Raw genomic sequence first — 15,072 nt, 5'->3', positions numbered from 1 at the left:
CCCCCTCACACTAAACCGCGTCAAGTAACTCCAGACAGCGTTGTCTCATCACTACGGACCACAGCCCAGACAGGGCCACGGGCGGCCGCAACGAGAGCAGCGTCCGTCGGGAGCCGGCGCGGGCAGCCAGACCGGGGCGCCCCGGCGGTCAGAGGTCGGCTGGACGGCCGGTGGGGCCGGCTGGACCGGAGCTGGTGGCGCGGCCGGTTGGTCTGCCTGTGGTGGTGCTGTCGGCTGGACGGTCGGTGGGGCGAGCCACTGGAGCTGGGTCGCCTCGTCGGTGGCGTGAACTGCCAGCAGCGACTCGATACCGTCCCAGGCCGCGGTGTTCGGCCAGCGGCCGAGCCACCTGACCGCGACGGCGCCATCGGACCACTCCGCGCCTTCCGCGAGCATCCGGGAGCCAGGCTCGGCGGTGTGGCGGACCAGGCGGAAGAGGCGGGCCTGTCGTTGCAGCGTGTTCACCTCTGCAGAATCGCCCAGAACGCACTGCGGACAACAGGTGTGGGCTGTGGGCTGCGGGAACAGCCCACAGCCCACATGCCCTTGTTTTCCACGGTTTTTGTCGGCGAGGGCTTGTAGCTTGTCCGGCACGCACCACATGAGCTCGAAGCGCGAACGGGGTGGTCCTGTGACCGACACACCTTTCGGTTCCCTACTACGACAGTGCAGGCAGGCGGCCGGACTGAGCCTGCGGCAACTGGCAGCACGCGTCGGGTACGACCACAGCTACCTGTCGCAGGTGGAGCGCGGGCAGCGGCCGGGCTCTGTGGACCTGGCGCGGCTCTGCGACCGGGAGCTCGGCACCGACGGCCGGCTGACCGCCACCTTCGAGCGACGGCCCACAGGCAGGCTCCGGCCGGAGGCAGGCCGATCGGCAGCCTCAGGGCCGTCGGCAGCCGACCCACTGGAGGCGGCGTGGCGAGGGCTGGTCACCACCTACGACGCCGGCGACCCGAGTCAGCTGTTCGCCGGCTTCCGCAGCGTTCCCCCGGCCTCGCTGCTACCGGCGTTGCTACGACAACTGCAGGGCGCAGACCAGGCGGAGGCAGCCGAGCTGAGCATCCTGATCGCCGAAACCCTGACCAAGCTGGGCGAGCACGGTACTGCGCGACGCTGGTGGTGGGCCGCCCGCGCGACCGCGGACGGCGTCGGCGACGGCGCGGTGGTGCGTGCCAGGGAGGCGATCTGCGGCTTGACAGAGCGGCGCCTGTTGCCAGAGCTGCTCGAGCTGGCTGACGAGGCGGTCGCGCTCGACCGGCAGGCGTCGGCGGGTTGCTTGCCGCGGGCGGCGCGGGCGCTTGTCCTTGCCGAGCTCGGCCAGAGCCAGGAGGCGCATCAAGCGCTGCAGGAGCTGATCGGCGTCGGCGACGAGCTCATGAGGCGGGACGCACCGCCGTACCAACTGCACTGGGCGGAAGGGCGCGTCTGCACTCTGCTGGGGTACGGCGTCGCGGGCTGTGTCCTGCTGGAGCGTGCCAGGGAGCTCTGCCCGGAGAGCTGGACCGGCGACCGCGCCGGACTCGACCTGTCGCTGGCCGAGTGCCTGGCGGTTGCGGGCGAGGTCGCCGCTGGCTTGGCCATGGCCCTCCGCGTCCTGATCGAGCTGCCGGAGGAGTGGCACGACTCGTGGGTGTACGACGCCGCAGCTCGAGTGCTGCGCGTTGTACAGGCAGAGCCTGGTGCGGCCGAGCTGCGGCAACTGTTGGCGCGGCCGACGTACGGCAGCGATCGGAGCGATCGGAGTGGCCGGAGTGTGGGCGGCGGGTCGAGCTGGAGGGGACGACAGGGGTACCGTGCGGCGAGTGACAGGTGAACAGCGGGGAACGGTAGTGACAGACGCGTGGGACTTCGCAGTGGAGCTGCGGAGCGACCCGGCCACCGCGGAGGCTCGGGCGGCGGTGCTCGCGGAGCCGGCGTTCGGACAGTCCTTCACGGACCACATGGTGGTCGCCAATTGGACGGTGGACCACGGCTGGCACGACCCGAAGGTCACGGCGTACGCGCCGCTCTCACTCAGCCCTGCGGCTGCTGTCTTCCACTACTCGCAGGAGATCTTCGAAGGCCTCAAGGCGTACCGGCACGCGGACGGCTCGGTGTGGGCCTTCCGCCCGGACCGGAACGCAGCCCGGTTCACTGCGAGCGCCGAGCGGCTCGCGCTGCCTCAGGTGCCGGAGGACGCGTTCGTCGCGGCGCTGCGCGCACTCGTGACCGTCGATGAGCCCTGGGTGCCGTCGGCCGAGCACGGCGAGACCAGCCTGTACCTGCGCCCGTACATGATCGCCACCGAAGCCGCGCTGAGCGTCCGGCCGGCCCACGAGGTGCTGTTCGGCGTCATCGCGTCGCCCGCCGGCCCGTACTTCAACACCGGCCCGAAGCCGGTCTCCATCTGGCTCACGACGTCGACGATCCGCGCCACCCCCGGCGGGACGGGCGCCGCGAAGTGCGGCGGCAACTACGCGGCCAGCCTCGCCGGCCTGGCCGAGGCGGTCGCGAACGGTTGCGAGCAGGTCGCGTTCGTCGATGCCACCGAGCACACGTGGCTCGAGGAGATCGGCAGCATGAACATGTTCTTCGTGTACGCCGACGGCCGGATCGCGACACCCGAGCTGTCCGGCTCGATCCTCGAAGGCGTCACCCGCGCGTCGGTCCTCGAGCTCGCCGCCGACCTCGGCCACCCGGTCGAGGAGCGCCGGATCTCCGCGGACGAGTGGCGCGACGGCGTCCGGTCCGGCGAGATCACCGAGGTGTTCGCGTCCGGCACGGCCGCGGTCATCACCCCGATCGGGCGCCTCGCCTGGCCCGACGGCGACCTGACCATCGGCGACCACTCCGTCGACCACGGCGTCGGCCCGGTCACCGCCAAGATCCGCACCACCCTCCTCGACCTCCAGTACGGCCGCATCCCCGACACCCACAACTGGCTCACCCGCCTGGCCTGATGCCGTTTGTCCCCGGCGCCGGTTAGGTTGCTGTCATGGCCGAGTCCAAGGGGAAGTCTCCGGCGATCGAGCTGGAGGTCGGTGAGCGGACGGTTCGGGTGTCGAATCCGGATCGGGTGTACTTTCCTGCTCGCGGTGAGACCAAGCTCGACCTGGTGAAGTACTACCTGTCGGTCGGGGACGGCATCGTCAACGCGCTGCGGGAGCGGCCGTGCATGATGCACCGGTTCCCGGAGGGTGTAGCGGGCGAGAAGGTGCATCAGAAGCGGCTGCCGCACGGGGCGCCGCCGTGGATGGAGACGGTCCGAGTCAAGTTCCCGCGGTACAACCGGACCGCCGACGAGCTGTGCGTCACCGAGATCGCCCACGTCGCCTGGGCGGTGCAGATGTCGACGGTCGAGTTCCACCCGTGGAACTCGCGCCGTGCCGACACCGAGAAGCCCGACGAATGGCGGATCGATCTCGACCCGATGCCCGACTGCCCGTTCGATCGGGTACGACGGGTCGCGCACGTCGCCCACGAGGTACTCGACGAGCTCGGCGCGGTCGGCTACCCGAAGACGTCCGGCGGCAGCGGCATCCACATCTACGTCCGGGTCGAGCCGGCATACGGCTTCTCCGACGTACGGCGGGCCGCGCTCGCGTTCGCCCGTGAAGTCGAGCGGCGCGCCCCGAAGGACGTGACGACGACCTGGTGGCGCAAGGATCGCGACCCTCGACTGGTCTTCGTGGACTTCAATCAGAACGCCCGCGACCACACGATCGCGGCGGCGTACTCCGTCCGCGGCAACCCCGAAGGCACCGTGTCGACGCCGATCCACTGGGACGAGATCGACGACGTCAACCCGAAGGACTTCACGATCCAGACCGTCCCACCGCGGTACGCCGAACTCGGCGACCTGCACGCCTCGATCGACGACAACGTCTACTCGCTGGACACCTTGATGGAATGGGCCGCCCGCGACGAACGCGAAGGCGCCGAAGCCCCACCGGAGGAGTAGGTAGCAGCACTCGAGTCCACCGGATGTCCGCGATCGAGTACCGCAGGTCCGATGTTGGATCTGCACGCCATCACAATCGCGGTACTCCTGCTACAACACGCGTCGCGGCCTCAGCTGCCGCCGATTGTGATGGCCTGGGGATCGGTGTGCACGGCGAGCGCAAGCCGGCAGATGCGCCCGATAGAACCGCCACTCACGCCAAGCCGGGTGACAAGATCCTGATCCGCCCCGGACGGCTATCTGGCTTAGGATCCGTGGGGTGCAGACCTTGGACTCGGCCGCCGCCTACGACCGCGCCGTCGAGTTGGCGGTGCGGGGGCGGCGGCAGCTCCTCGGGATCACTGGTGCGCCGGCCGCCGGCAAGTCGACGTACGCCGAACAGCTGACTGCGAAGCTGCTCGCCGACGGGCACCAGGTCGCGCTCGTCCCGATGGACGGCTACCACCTGGCGCAGTCGGTGCTCGAGGAGCTCGGGCTCGCCGATGTGAAAGGCGCACCACACACCTTCGACGGCTACGGGTTCGTGGCGTTGCTGCGACGACTGAAGGAGGCGCCCGACGAGCAGATCTGGGCGCCGCGCTTCGACCGCGGCATCGAGGACTCGATCGCGGCGAGTATCGGCGTCGCGCCCGAGGTCACGCTCGTCCTGACGGAGGGCAACTACCTCCTGCTGGACGAGCCGCCCTGGTCGACCGTCCGCGACCTGCTCGACCAGTGCTGGTACGTCGAAGTACCCGAGGACCTGCGCCACGAACGACTGGAAGCCCGGCACCGCCTCTTCGGCAGATCACCCGAGGAAGCCCACGAACGCACCTACGGCTCGGACGAACGCAATGCGCACCTGATCGCCGCCAGCGCACCGGCGGCGGACGCGATCATCCACCCTTGACGCCGACCCGGTCGATGAACGCGGCAACCCCGTCGAGGTAGAGCTGCAGGCCGAAGTCGAAGTCGGCGTCGCTGTCCTCCTCGAAGCTGGTGTCCATCGCGAAGACGCCCGCCTCGATCACCTTCGCCACCGACGGGTACACCCGCGGATCCACGACCCGCGCGAGCGTCTCGCCGTACTGCTGGAACGCCGCCGGGTTCTCGTCGAAGCCCGCGGCCAGGTCGAACGCGACCCGGACCTCGCCCTGGACGTACGTGATCAGGCCCATCACGACACCGACCTTCGCCTCCTCCGGCAGGCCGGTGTCCCGCAGCGCGCCGAGGGCGAGATCGAACCAGGCGAGGTTGTTCGGCCCCGCGGGCGGACCGGAGATCGGGACCTTCGCGTACCACTTGTGCTTGCGGATCGCGGCCATCACACCGTCGGCCCAGAAGATCAGCCCGGTCCGCCAGTCGACATCGTCGGGCAGCGGCTCGGGACGCTCGAGGGCCGCGTCGGACATCAGCACGAACAGGTCGTCCTTGCTCTTCACATGCCGGTAGAGCGCCATCGTCGAGTTGCCGAGCCGCTCCGCGACCCGCGCCATCGACACCGCGGCGAGGTCGCCTTCCTCGTCCGCGATCGCGATCGCCGCCGCGACGATGTCGTCGAGGGTCAGTGAGGGCTTCGGCCCGCGCCGCGGAGCCGCCCGCAGCCGCCACATCAGCGCGACGTCGGCCGGCAGCTCGTTGTTCTCCACGGCAGCAGTCTAGGGCTTGCCAGACCGTACTGCGTACCTGCTACGCTATTTAGCGTATCTCATACGCAGTAAGGAGGGGACGATGATCGTCGAGGCGACCGGCTTGAAGAAGTCGTACGGCGCGACCGACGTGCTGACCGGGGTGGATCTGCGCGTCGCGGAGGGAACGGTGCTCGCACTGCTCGGTCCGAACGGCGCCGGCAAGACCACCACGGTGCGGATCCTGACCACGCTGACCCGACCGGACTCCGGTACGGCGACCGTCGCCGGGTTCGACGTACTTCGCGAGCCGGCCCGGGTCCGCGGAGTGATCAGCCTGACCGGGCAGTTCGCCGCGGTCGACGACAACCAGACCGGGCGGGAGAACCTGGTGATGGTCGGCCGGCTGATGCACCTCGGCCGGCGTACGGCGCAACGGCGTACCGGTGAGCTGCTCGAGCAGTTCGGGCTGACCGATGCGATGGATCGGCGCGTGAAGACGTACTCCGGAGGCATGCGGCGCAAGCTCGACCTGGCGATGAGCCTGATCGCGCATCCACAGGTGATCTTCCTCGACGAGCCGACGACCGGACTCGACCCGGCGAGCCGATCGGCGATGTGGGACGCGATCGTCGAACTGGTTCGCGGCGGGACGACGATCCTGCTCACCACGCAGTACCTGGAGGAGGCGGACCGCCTCGCCGACCGGATCGTGCTGCTCGACCAGGGCCGGATCGTCGCCAGTGGCACGGCGGATGCCCTCAAGACACAGATCGGCGGTGAACGGATCGAGCTGCGGTTCACCGACGAGGTGCAGCTGTTGAAGGCTGCCGGAGTGGTGAGCGGTGTGGTCGATCAGCTGGTGCTGAACGTGCCGTCGGACGGGACTGCGGCGCATCTGCACCACGTGCTCGACGTACTGCGTGACAACGGGCTGGAGCCGGAGCGGGTCTCCTCGCACCGGCCGACGCTCGACGACGTGTTCCTCGCCTTGACTGCCTGAGGGGGTTTGCTGATGTCACACCAAGGAGTTGTCGCCGCCTGCTCGGACGCGGTGACCATGATCGATCGCAGTGTGCGGCTGGCGCGGCGCAACGTCGACACGTTGTTCGCGTCGATCCTGTTGCCGCTGCTGATGATGGCGTTGTTCGTCTACGTGTTCGGCGGCGCGATCGACACGGGGACGGAGTACGTGAACTACGTCGTACCGGGGATCCTGCTGCTCACGACCGGGTACGGCGCCGCGTCGACGGCGATGGTCGTCGCCGACGACATGAACAGCGGGATGATCGACCGGCTGCGCTCGCTGCCCATCCACAGCTTCGCCGTCCTGACAGGACACGTGGTCGCGAGCGTTGCGCGCAATGCGGCCTCGACGGCGATCGTCATCCTCGCCTCGCTCGCCATGGGCTTCCGTCCGGGCGGCGGTGTACTGGACTGGCTCGCGGCGATCGGCCTGCTGTTGCTGTACGTCGTCGCGCTGTCCTGGCTCGCCGCGGGTCTCGGCGTGATCGCGAAGACGGTCGAATCGGCCAGCACACTCAGCTTCTTCATGCTGTTCCTGCCGTACCTGAGCAGCGCGTTCGTGCCACCGGAGTCGATGCCGGCGTGGTTGCAACCGGTCAGCGAACACCAGCCGATCACGCCGGTGATCGAGACCGTCCGCAGCTTGCTGGTCGGGACGCCGATGGGGAACAACGGCTGGCTCGCGCTGGCGTGGTGTTCTGGTCTGCTCCTGTTCTCGGTCGTGCTCGCGACCTCTTTGTACAGGAGGCGCACGAGCCGTTGATTCGTACCTGACTCCGTACCGCCCAGCGGAATTACTCTTCGGGATGCTCCGAACAACTGACGGTGACCCCTTGTTCGGGTTAACGTCGAACTCCCCCCCAACGTGTGGTGGTCCCACTCCCCCCGGGACCCACACGGACAAGCGCCCCGATCATTGATCGGGGCGCTCTGTTTTTCTCTGGATTTCTGTGCTGCCGGTGTCGAATCCGGGCCCTCTGCTTCGACGTATCAGTAAGAGCGACCAAAGGAGAGGGTCAGAATGAACATCACCGCCGACACCCGGAACATGATCGTCACCATGCTGGCCGAGGGGAACCCGGTCTGGTACGTCGCAGGCATGGTCAAGATGAGCAACCACGACGTCTACCTGGTCGGCCGCGAGGCCGGCTACCCGGACAAGGCCAAACTGCGCCGAGCGGTCTGGGCCGCCCGGAACCGCGTACTGCAAGCCGCCTGACCCGAACCCGTCCAGGCCGCTCGAACCGCCGCCTGCCCCGTGCTACCGGGGCGGCCGGCGGTTTCGTCTGTTTAGGGTGGGGTGCGTGGAAGCTGTCAGCGTTGTGGACTACCACACGGCGGGCGAGCCGTTCCGGATCGTGACGTCGGTCGAGATCCCGGGCTCGTCGGTGGCGGATCGCCGGGTCACGGCGCAGTCGTCGGAGGCGATCGACGCCGTACGGCGGTTGCTGGTGAACGAGCCACGTGGTCACGCGGACATGTACGGCGGGTTCGTCGTACCGGGTGATGACGACGGCGCCGACTTCGGCGTGGTGTTCTGGCACAAGGACGGGTACTCGACCGCGTGCGGGCACGGGACGATCGCGTTGGCGATGTGGGCCGTCGAGACCGGTCTGGTCGAGCCCGGCGAGGTCGTCATCGACGTACCGTCGGGACGGGTGACCGCGCGGGTCAGCTCCGGCGGTGTTGCCTTCCGCAACGTTCCGTCGTACGTGCTGAGCCGCGGGGTGCCGGTGGCGACGGCTCGCGGAGAGGTGCGGGCGGACATCAGCTACGGCGGCGCGTTCTACGCCTCGGTCCCGGCGTCGTCCGTCGGTCTGTCCGTGACACCGGAGTCGTACGCGGACCTGATCGCGATCGGCCGCGAGATCAAGTGGGCACTCGACCCGGTCGCGGTCCACCCGACCGATCCGCGGCTGAGCGGTCTCTACGGCACGATCCTCTACGACGATCTCGGCGACCTCGCGGACGGTCCGCACCAGCGCAACCTCGCCGTCTTCGCCGACGGCGAAGCCGACCGCTCCCCCTGCGGCTCCGGTACGTCGGCCCGCCTGGCGCTCCTGCACGACGAGGGCCGCCTCGGTCCGGGCCAGACGCTGCGCCACGACTCCATCGTCGGTACGACGTTCCTCGGCCGCGTCGTCGAACTGACACCGGCCGGCATCGTCACCGAGGTCACCGGCAGTGCCTACCGAACCGGCACCGCCACCTTCACCCTGGACCCGCGAGACCCGCTCGGTACCGGGTTCACCCTCCGCTAGTTTGGTGGTCATGATCTTCATCACCGCGAAGTTCCGGGTGAAGCCGGAGCACGCCGACGACTGGCCGTCCATCACCGCCGATTTCACTGCCGCGACCCGCGCCGAACCGGGCTGCCTGTGGTTCGACTGGTCCCGTTCGCTCGACGACGCGAACGAGTACGTCCTGGTGGAGGCCTTCGCCGACGACGACGCTGCCGGCCACCACGTCAGCTCGGACCACTTCAAGGCCGCTCAGGAGCACCTCCCGCCGCACCTGGTGGAGACCCCGCGCATCGTCAACTTCAAGCTTCCCCAGGACGACTGGTCCGAGCTCGGCGAGCTCGCCGTCAAGTAGTGCCCCGGCTGACGATCGCCTCGCTGAACACTCGCGGTACCCCGTTCTTCGGGTCCGCGCTGCGCGCCCGCTACACAGCGATCGCCGATGCGTTCGAGGCATCCGACGCCGATGTGGTGAACCTGCAGGAGGTCCACACCTACTACCACGTACGCCTGCTGAGCCGGACGATGCCGTCGTACCGCGCCAACTTCCGCCCGTCCGCAGCCGGCCCAGCAGGCGGTCTGGTGACGTTCTCGCGCCAGGTCGCCGACGGCACCAGCTACCGGCGCTTCTCTCGGCAACCTCGCCTGGCCTCGGCTCTCAAGGGCGTCCTCTTCACCCGGCTCCCCGACGTCACGGTTCTCAACACGCATTTGCTTGCCAACCGTGACGGCGACTGGAGCGCTGAGAACCGCTACTACCCGGTCCACAAGTCCCAGCTGGTGACGCTGACGCAGTACGTCGAAACAGTCGAGGGCCCTGTCATCCTCACCGGCGATTTCAACATCCCCCGCCACAGCTCCCTGTACCGCGACTTCCTGCAGGCAACCCAGCTGACCGACTCCTTCGGCGACTCCTGCCCACCCACGTTCCACCAGGCCTATCTCCCTGCCGGGAGACCAGCCCACTGCATCGACTTCGCCCTGGCCGCCGGGCTCACCGTCGAATCCGCTGAGGTCGACGGCACCTTCGCCAGCGACCACCTCGCCCTCCTGGTCCGTACTGGCGAAGGTAGCGTCTGACACTGCGCAGAGCTACGAAAGGTGCACAAGGATGAACCCACCCGACCGAGTCTCCGACTCGTCGGATCGCGTCGATCTGACCAAGGCTCCGCTCTTCGGGTGGGTGCTGCTCATCCTCGGCGGCGCATTCATGCTCTTTCTCCTGTATGACCTGATCACCCATGGTCTCCCCGCTACTCCCGGCGGCTGGATCTTCGCCGTGCCGGGGTTCGCGCTCGCCCTGATCTTGCTGTACGCTGGCTGGTCGTTCAGAACCGACCACAGATACGTCGACGCCTCCGGCCTTACCCATGAGCGTCATGGGAAGACGCTGCAGAGCATCGCGTTCGCCTCGCTGACCAGGATCTCGTTGCAGGAGGGCGCTGCAGCGCGTCAGGGGAACCGCACTGCTGCGCGCATGCTTGTCCTCGAAGGCCAATCCCGAGACGGCGGCGCACCGACTCGGTTCGCCGTCTCGTCCGGCTGTCCGAACATCGAGGCGCTGTACCGATTCCTCAGCCCATACCTCCGAGCCAACCCCGGCCTCCTCGACGAGGAAGCCAGAAGCTTCTACAACACCCAGGCCCCCAAGCACGGCGTCGACGCGGTGTCATAAATGCGGCGCCGCCGATGAGCCGCTCGCTGGGTGTCAGAGGATGCCTACCGCGACGATGCGTTCCTTGATCGCGTGCGCGACCGCGGCCGTCCGGGAGTCCACGCCGAGTTTGATGAAGATGTTGGCCACGTGGCGATGCACGGTGCGCTCGCTGAGGTGTAGCTCGTTGGCGATGGCACGGTTCGACTTGCCCTGGGCGATGGCGCAGAGGACCTCGATCTCCCGGTGGGTGAGCCCGTGTGTCCCGGTGCCGGTGGTCGCGGCGATCCGGTCCAACTGCGCAAGATCCGGACGTGCACCGAGCCGCTCGAACGTCTCGCGGGCCGCCGAGAATTCCAGCTGAGCTCCGTCGTGGTCACCGAGTGCGTGACAGGCCTGTCCGATCAGGACGTTCAGTTGGGCCACCTCGTGCGGGGCATCCTGCGCTTGCCAGGCGCCCACGGCCCGCCGGAGGAGCGGCAGCGCGCTTCCGGCATCGCCCTCGGACAGCGCGAGCGCGCCTCTGACGGCGTACGCCTCCGCCTGGATGACAGGCGTCGTCACCTCCGCCGTGATGTTCTCGAACTCGGCCACGGCATCCCGGGCCGCCTCGAGATTCCCCTCCTCCAGGTGGATGGTGACCGCGGCTTTCAACACGTCCAAGCGGTCGGGCGTCGTGGTCACCTCGGTCAGCGCCCGCCGGACGCCGGCTGATGCGGCGTCGACGTCACCTTGTGCGAGTCGGAGGAGCGAGAGCCCCGGCTGCGTCGGACAGCCGTGCTGAGCCGCGCGGAGGTATGCCTCCTCGGCGGCGTCCCACTCGCCGCGGAGCCGCCGGACTTCACCGAGCTGGTAGAACGCGTGGCCGCAGACCCAGCCGGCGTAGCCGTCGAGATCGTCACAGACCGCGGCGATCTCGTCCAACGCGTCCGGCCACGCACCTGTCAGGCACAGCAACCGTGAGCGGTAGATGCGGCAGTTGCCCAGGTACGCGCCGCCCAGACTGTCCAGCGAATCGAGCCACCTTGCCATCGACCGGTTCCACGCGCGGGCGCGGGTGAAGTCGCGCGCCAGGCAGCATCCGCGGACGGCTGCGCAGTAGATCCACGGGGTGACACGGGCCGACAAGCCATCCTCGAAGAGAGCGGCCATCGCCTCCTCCAGGCGATCCAGCCCGTCCTGAAGCCGTCCCGCGTCGATCAGCGTCTGGCCCCACATGGACAGCGCCCAGGGGACCACGTCGCCGTGACTGCCCTCGACGACCGCACTCAGCAGCTCCTCGGCGTGTGAGTGGTTCCCCGTCATGCCTTGGAACATCGCCTCGGGGATCCTCAGCCACGGGCTGCCGGCCAGCTCAGGCCCCAGCGCGCGGCCGACCTGCTGCAGCCACCCGTTCGCTTGAACGAGCTCGTTGCTGGTGAAGAAGGCCCACCACAGCCAGAACGCGGCGTACGCCGCATCGTCGAGTTCGTTGGCGGCGAGCCGGAGGTCGAAGATCCGGCGCAGCAGCACGACGGCCTCGGTTCCCCGCGCCGAGACCTGGGCTGCTTCGGCGTACGCCTCCAGATCATGGACGGCGAGCGGCTCTACGGCGTCGGCGGCGGCGTACTCGACGCACGCCTCCTCCCAGCGGGACGCCGTGTGGAGCTCCCGAGCGCGGGACAGGTGAGCCGTGGCAACGACCTGCATGCCCCCAGCATGGACCAGCCGCGCGGAGGTGGGTAGTAGTACTCATCTCCGTCCCCGCAGGTTGGCGGCCATTGCCGATCCGGGCCGGTGCCTCGGCGATCCACTGTCGAATCAGTCAGCTCGTCAACCCCGGGACAAAGGAGCGTCCGATGGAGCGAACAACTGTGAACGGCATCGACTTGGCCTACGACGTCGAGGGAGAGGGTGCGCCCCTGCTGTTCGTGCACGGCGCCATCTGGGCCGATTTCCTCCGCCCCTTGGCGAGTCAGCCTGCTCTGTCCGGCTTCCGCCGGATCCGGTACCACCGCCGCGGCATCGGTGACAGCGGCGGACCCGCCGGTGGCTTCGGCGACCAGGTGGCCGATGCGGTCGGGCTGCTCGACCACCTCGCGGTGGACAGCGCCCACCTCGTCGGTCACTCGGAGGGCGCCATGATCGCCATGGATCTCGCGGCCGCCCACCCGGACCGGGTACGGTCCTTGGTCCTGCTGGAACCGCTGCCGCCGTTCAACTGGCTCGCTGCGAGCGACCACGCGCAGATCCTGGAGACCTTCGGACCCCTGATGGAAGCGATGGCCGGTCGCTACCAGGCCGGCGATGTCATCGGTGCGTACGACGCGCTCTTCACACCGCAGGGCCTGGACTGGCGCGCAGCGGCCGCTGCCGCCGGACCCGACGCGATCAGCCAAGGTATCGACGACGCACCAACCTGGTTCGAACATGAGGCGGCGGCCCTGCCGGAGTGGACCTTCGGGCCCGCACAGGCAGCTGCCGTCGACTGCCCGATCCTGTCGTGGTGCGCACGGCCCGGGATGCCACTGCCCCGCGCAGTCCGAGCCTGCCTCCACGAACTGTTCCCACAGTGCGAGGACGCGGACCTCGAACACGGTGACCATTTCTCGGTCGCCACCAACCCCGCAGCCGTGGCCGAACCGATCGCCGCCTTCGTCACCCGGCAGTCAGTCACGACCGTCTGACAACAAAACGAAGGCCCGGACCACCTGGTCCGGGCCTTCTTCCGTAGCGGGGGCAGGATTTGAACCTGCGACCTCTGGGTTATGAGCCCAGCGAGCTACCGAGCTGCTCCACCCCGCGTCGTTGTGTCTTTAGTTTAGAGGATCTGGGCCGAGCAACCAAATCGGTTCCCGGTGCGGCGAAAACCCGTGTCTGCCGGCGGCGTTGCGGCGTACCGTCCGAGTATGTCCCGACACGTCGTCCGCCCGTTCGAGGAGGCGGATCTCTCGGCCGCGGCCGGGCTGCTCGCCCAGCGGCATCAGGCGCACCGCAAGCGTCACCCACTGCTTCCCGCTGACTACGAGGACGAACGGCTCGCGCTGGTCGAAGTGACCGCGGCCTGGGAGACCGAGGGTGCGTCCGGCGCCGTCATGGTCGAGGGCGGCGAGGTCACCGGCTACTTGCTGGCGGCACCGAAGCCGTCCCCGGTCTGGGGCCCGAACGTCTGGGTCGAGGCGGCCGGTCACGCCGTACGTGAGCCGGAACACATCCGCGACCTGTACGGCGCCGCCGCCGAGCGATGGGTCGACGACGGACGCATCGCGCACTACGTGCTGGTGCCCGACGACGCCGAACTGATCGACGCCTGGTTCCGCCTCGCGTTCGGCTCGCAGCACGCGCACGCGGTCCGTCCGGTGCCGGATGCTCCGCTCCCGGCGCCGCCCGAGCTCGCCGTACGACGGGCCACGCGTGCGGACATTCCGGTACTCGCGGAGCTCGACCTCGTACTGCCCCGGCATCAGGGGTTGTCGCCGGTGTTCTCGTCCGGGGAACTGCCGACGCTCGAGGAGGCGGTGGCGGACTGGGAGGAGTCGATCGACGACCAGGACTTCGTGACCTTTGTTGCCTCGTACAACGGTGACGTCATCGGCTCGTCGGTCGGTTGCTCGTTGGACAAGTCGAGTGCGCACAACGGGTTGGCGAAGCCGGACAACGCGGGGTTCCTCGGGTTCGCCGCCGTACTGCCGCCGGCCCGCGGGCTCGGCGCCGGGCGGGTGCTGGGCGAGGCGGTGCTGCAGTGGTCGGCGGAGACCGGGTACACGTCGGTGGTGACCGACTGGCGCGTGACGAACCTGTTGTCGTCGCGGGCGTGGCCGCGGCTCGGGTTCCGGCAGACGTTCCATCGGTTGCACCGGTTGATCGGGCACTGATCCTGGTCGGGTGTTGACCGGTCGTTGTCCACAGGTTCGGATTCGCCGGTCTGAGCGAGGGTCGATCGCTGCATCTTCTTGGACACGAAGGGCGTCTCGCAGCAGGCGAGGCGCCGCGGTTCCCAGGAGGCAGTCATGTCGCGTTCATCGCTTCGTTCCCGAGTCGTGCCGTCCGCCCGTCGTATCGTGACCGGGAGCGCGGTCGTCCTGGCCGCGCTAGGGGCCTCGGCGACCGTCCCCGCCTCGGCGTCGGAGTTCACGCCACCGCCGACGTCCTCCACAGCGCCTCCGTCGATCGAGCAAAGGACTGGCACCTTGGACGGCTTCGTGATCGAGCACCTGCCCGACGGCATCGGCACGCCGAGCGACTTCGAGTACGAGTGGGAGGACGTGTCCTTCCACAGCCGGGTCTGGGAGAGCGGCCCCGATGCGGAGGGCGCGTTCAAGGTCGACCTGACGGTGAAGACGATGCGCGGCGAGCGGCTCACCGATCTCGAGGCCGTGAAGGACTTCCTCGTCGAGTACGAGGAGAAGGAGCCGGGCGACTGGCAGCTCGTCCCGGTCAAGGTCGGCGGGTACGACGGTCTGTTCGCCGGCGACGAGGTGTTCTACTTCATCGAGCCGGGGGTCGCGGCCGAGGTGACGATCGACCAGGAGCGGTTCACCGACGAGGACGTCCTCGACACCGCGGCCGGGTTCCACCCGGAGCCTCAGGCCACCTGATGCCCTAGGCAACCAGCGCCGGGTG

At 68.6% G+C, this 15,072-nt stretch carries 17 protein-coding genes and 1 tRNA gene; 14 read left to right on the top strand and 4 right to left on the bottom strand.

The features are described 5' to 3' along the window. Positions 1–51: 51 nt before the first annotated feature. Positions 52–465, bottom strand: coding sequence for a hypothetical protein (locus tag BJY22_RS15490; RefSeq protein ID WP_167207411.1), 414 nt, complete (start codon positions 463–465; stop codon positions 52–54). Positions 466–631: 166 nt separating this feature from the next. Here BJY22_RS15490 and BJY22_RS15485 point away from each other — a divergent pair, with 166 nt between their 5' ends. From BJY22_RS15485 to BJY22_RS15470, 4 genes are all read left to right on the top strand, one after another. After that, positions 632–1,816 carry a helix-turn-helix domain-containing protein gene (locus BJY22_RS15485; protein WP_167207409.1) on the top strand — a complete coding sequence of 395 codons (1,185 nt, stop codon included), beginning with the start codon at positions 632–634 and terminating at the stop codon, positions 1,814–1,816. A gap of 16 nt (positions 1,817–1,832) precedes the next feature. After that, the gene (locus BJY22_RS15480) at positions 1,833–2,942 is read left to right on the top strand and encodes a branched-chain amino acid aminotransferase (RefSeq protein ID WP_337758726.1); all 1,110 of its coding nucleotides are present in this window, start codon (positions 1,833–1,835) and stop codon (positions 2,940–2,942) included. Between the two features lie 35 nt (positions 2,943–2,977). Continuing rightward, the gene (gene ligD, locus BJY22_RS15475; RefSeq protein ID WP_167207405.1) at positions 2,978–3,943 is read left to right on the top strand and encodes a non-homologous end-joining DNA ligase; all 966 of its coding nucleotides are present in this window, start codon (positions 2,978–2,980) and stop codon (positions 3,941–3,943) included. A 259-nt stretch (positions 3,944–4,202) separates the two neighbouring features. Further along, on the top strand, positions 4,203–4,832 hold the full coding sequence (locus tag BJY22_RS15470) for a nucleoside/nucleotide kinase family protein (RefSeq protein WP_167207403.1): 630 nt from the start codon (positions 4,203–4,205) through the stop codon (positions 4,830–4,832). Here BJY22_RS15470 and BJY22_RS15465 read toward each other — a convergent pair. After that, the gene (locus tag BJY22_RS15465) at positions 4,819–5,571 is read right to left on the bottom strand and encodes a TetR/AcrR family transcriptional regulator (RefSeq protein ID WP_337758725.1); all 753 of its coding nucleotides are present in this window, start codon (positions 5,569–5,571) and stop codon (positions 4,819–4,821) included. The two genes, BJY22_RS15470 and BJY22_RS15465, sit on opposite strands and share 14 nt — an antisense overlap. Positions 5,572–5,653: 82 nt before the next feature. Here BJY22_RS15465 and BJY22_RS15460 point away from each other — a divergent pair, with 82 nt between their 5' ends. From BJY22_RS15460 to BJY22_RS15430, 7 genes are all read left to right on the top strand, one after another. Further along, positions 5,654–6,553 carry an ATP-binding cassette domain-containing protein gene (locus BJY22_RS15460; RefSeq protein ID WP_167207401.1) on the top strand — a complete coding sequence of 300 codons (900 nt, stop codon included), beginning with the start codon at positions 5,654–5,656 and terminating at the stop codon, positions 6,551–6,553. Between the two features lie 12 nt (positions 6,554–6,565). Then, complete coding sequence (locus BJY22_RS15455) at positions 6,566–7,339, top strand: ABC transporter permease (RefSeq protein ID WP_167207399.1); 774 nt, start codon at positions 6,566–6,568, stop codon at positions 7,337–7,339. A 258-nt stretch (positions 7,340–7,597) separates the two neighbouring features. Then, positions 7,598–7,795, top strand: a complete 198-nt coding sequence (locus tag BJY22_RS15450) for a hypothetical protein (protein ID WP_167207397.1) — start codon at positions 7,598–7,600, stop codon at positions 7,793–7,795. Between the two features lie 85 nt (positions 7,796–7,880). Then, positions 7,881–8,837, top strand: coding sequence for a proline racemase family protein (locus BJY22_RS15445; protein WP_337758724.1), 957 nt, complete (start codon positions 7,881–7,883; stop codon positions 8,835–8,837). Between the two features lie 10 nt (positions 8,838–8,847). Beyond that, on the top strand, positions 8,848–9,171 hold the full coding sequence (locus BJY22_RS15440; RefSeq protein WP_167207393.1) for a putative quinol monooxygenase: 324 nt from the start codon (positions 8,848–8,850) through the stop codon (positions 9,169–9,171). Beyond that, positions 9,171–9,896, top strand: coding sequence for an endonuclease/exonuclease/phosphatase family protein (locus BJY22_RS15435; protein WP_167207391.1), 726 nt, complete (start codon positions 9,171–9,173; stop codon positions 9,894–9,896). Before BJY22_RS15440 ends, BJY22_RS15435 begins: the two co-directional genes overlap by 1 nt. Positions 9,897–9,927: 31 nt before the next feature. Then, a complete protein-coding gene (locus tag BJY22_RS15430) occupies positions 9,928–10,491 on the top strand; it encodes a hypothetical protein (protein ID WP_167207389.1) in 564 nt (187 codons plus the stop codon). Positions 10,492–10,524: 33 nt separating this feature from the next. On the opposite strand, the gene BJY22_RS15425 is transcribed toward BJY22_RS15430, so the two are convergent. Beyond that, positions 10,525–12,159 (bottom strand): helix-turn-helix transcriptional regulator, encoded by a 1,635-nt coding sequence (locus BJY22_RS15425; RefSeq protein WP_167207387.1) that lies wholly within the window; start codon positions 12,157–12,159, stop codon positions 10,525–10,527. Positions 12,160–12,308: 149 nt separating this feature from the next. Here BJY22_RS15425 and BJY22_RS15420 point away from each other — a divergent pair, with 149 nt between their 5' ends. Then, on the top strand, positions 12,309–13,136 hold the full coding sequence (locus BJY22_RS15420; protein WP_167207385.1) for an alpha/beta fold hydrolase: 828 nt from the start codon (positions 12,309–12,311) through the stop codon (positions 13,134–13,136). A 44-nt stretch (positions 13,137–13,180) separates the two neighbouring features. Here BJY22_RS15420 and BJY22_RS15415 read toward each other — a convergent pair. After that, positions 13,181–13,254, bottom strand: a tRNA-Met gene (locus BJY22_RS15415). 104 nt (positions 13,255–13,358) lie between these two features. Between BJY22_RS15415 and BJY22_RS15410 the strand changes: the two genes are divergently transcribed. Continuing rightward, positions 13,359–14,324: a GNAT family N-acetyltransferase gene (locus BJY22_RS15410; protein WP_167207383.1), complete on the top strand. Its 966-nt coding sequence runs from the start codon at positions 13,359–13,361 to the stop codon at positions 14,322–14,324. 315 nt (positions 14,325–14,639) lie between these two features. Next, on the top strand, positions 14,640–15,047 hold the full coding sequence (locus BJY22_RS15405) for a hypothetical protein (RefSeq protein ID WP_238350371.1): 408 nt from the start codon (positions 14,640–14,642) through the stop codon (positions 15,045–15,047). Positions 15,048–15,072: the final 25 nt, after the last annotated feature.

It is taken from the genome of Kribbella shirazensis (assembly GCF_011761605.1).
Taxonomy (GTDB): Bacteria; Actinomycetota; Actinomycetes; order Propionibacteriales; family Kribbellaceae; genus Kribbella; species Kribbella shirazensis.
This window is presented reverse-complemented; position numbering and strand designations above follow the sequence as displayed.

Excerpts from the sequence above, each read along its gene's own strand:
- BJY22_RS15460 (WP_167207401.1), top strand. The coding sequence starts at position 5,654 with ATGATCGTCGAGGCGACCGGCTTGAAGAAGTCGTACGGCGCGACCGAC.
- ligD (WP_167207405.1), top strand. The coding sequence starts at position 2,978 with ATGGCCGAGTCCAAGGGGAAGTCTCCGGCGATCGAGCTGGAGGTCGGT.
- BJY22_RS15420 (WP_167207385.1), top strand. The coding sequence starts at position 12,309 with ATGGAGCGAACAACTGTGAACGGCATCGACTTGGCCTACGACGTCGAG.
- BJY22_RS15455 (WP_167207399.1), top strand. The coding sequence starts at position 6,566 with ATGTCACACCAAGGAGTTGTCGCCGCCTGCTCGGACGCGGTGACCATG.
- BJY22_RS15425 (WP_167207387.1), bottom strand. The coding sequence starts at position 12,159 with ATGCAGGTCGTTGCCACGGCTCACCTGTCCCGCGCTCGGGAGCTCCAC.
- BJY22_RS15430 (WP_167207389.1), top strand. The coding sequence starts at position 9,928 with ATGAACCCACCCGACCGAGTCTCCGACTCGTCGGATCGCGTCGATCTG.
- BJY22_RS15440 (WP_167207393.1), top strand. The coding sequence starts at position 8,848 with ATGATCTTCATCACCGCGAAGTTCCGGGTGAAGCCGGAGCACGCCGAC.
- BJY22_RS15410 (WP_167207383.1), top strand. The coding sequence starts at position 13,359 with ATGTCCCGACACGTCGTCCGCCCGTTCGAGGAGGCGGATCTCTCGGCC.
- BJY22_RS15450 (WP_167207397.1), top strand. The coding sequence starts at position 7,598 with ATGAACATCACCGCCGACACCCGGAACATGATCGTCACCATGCTGGCC.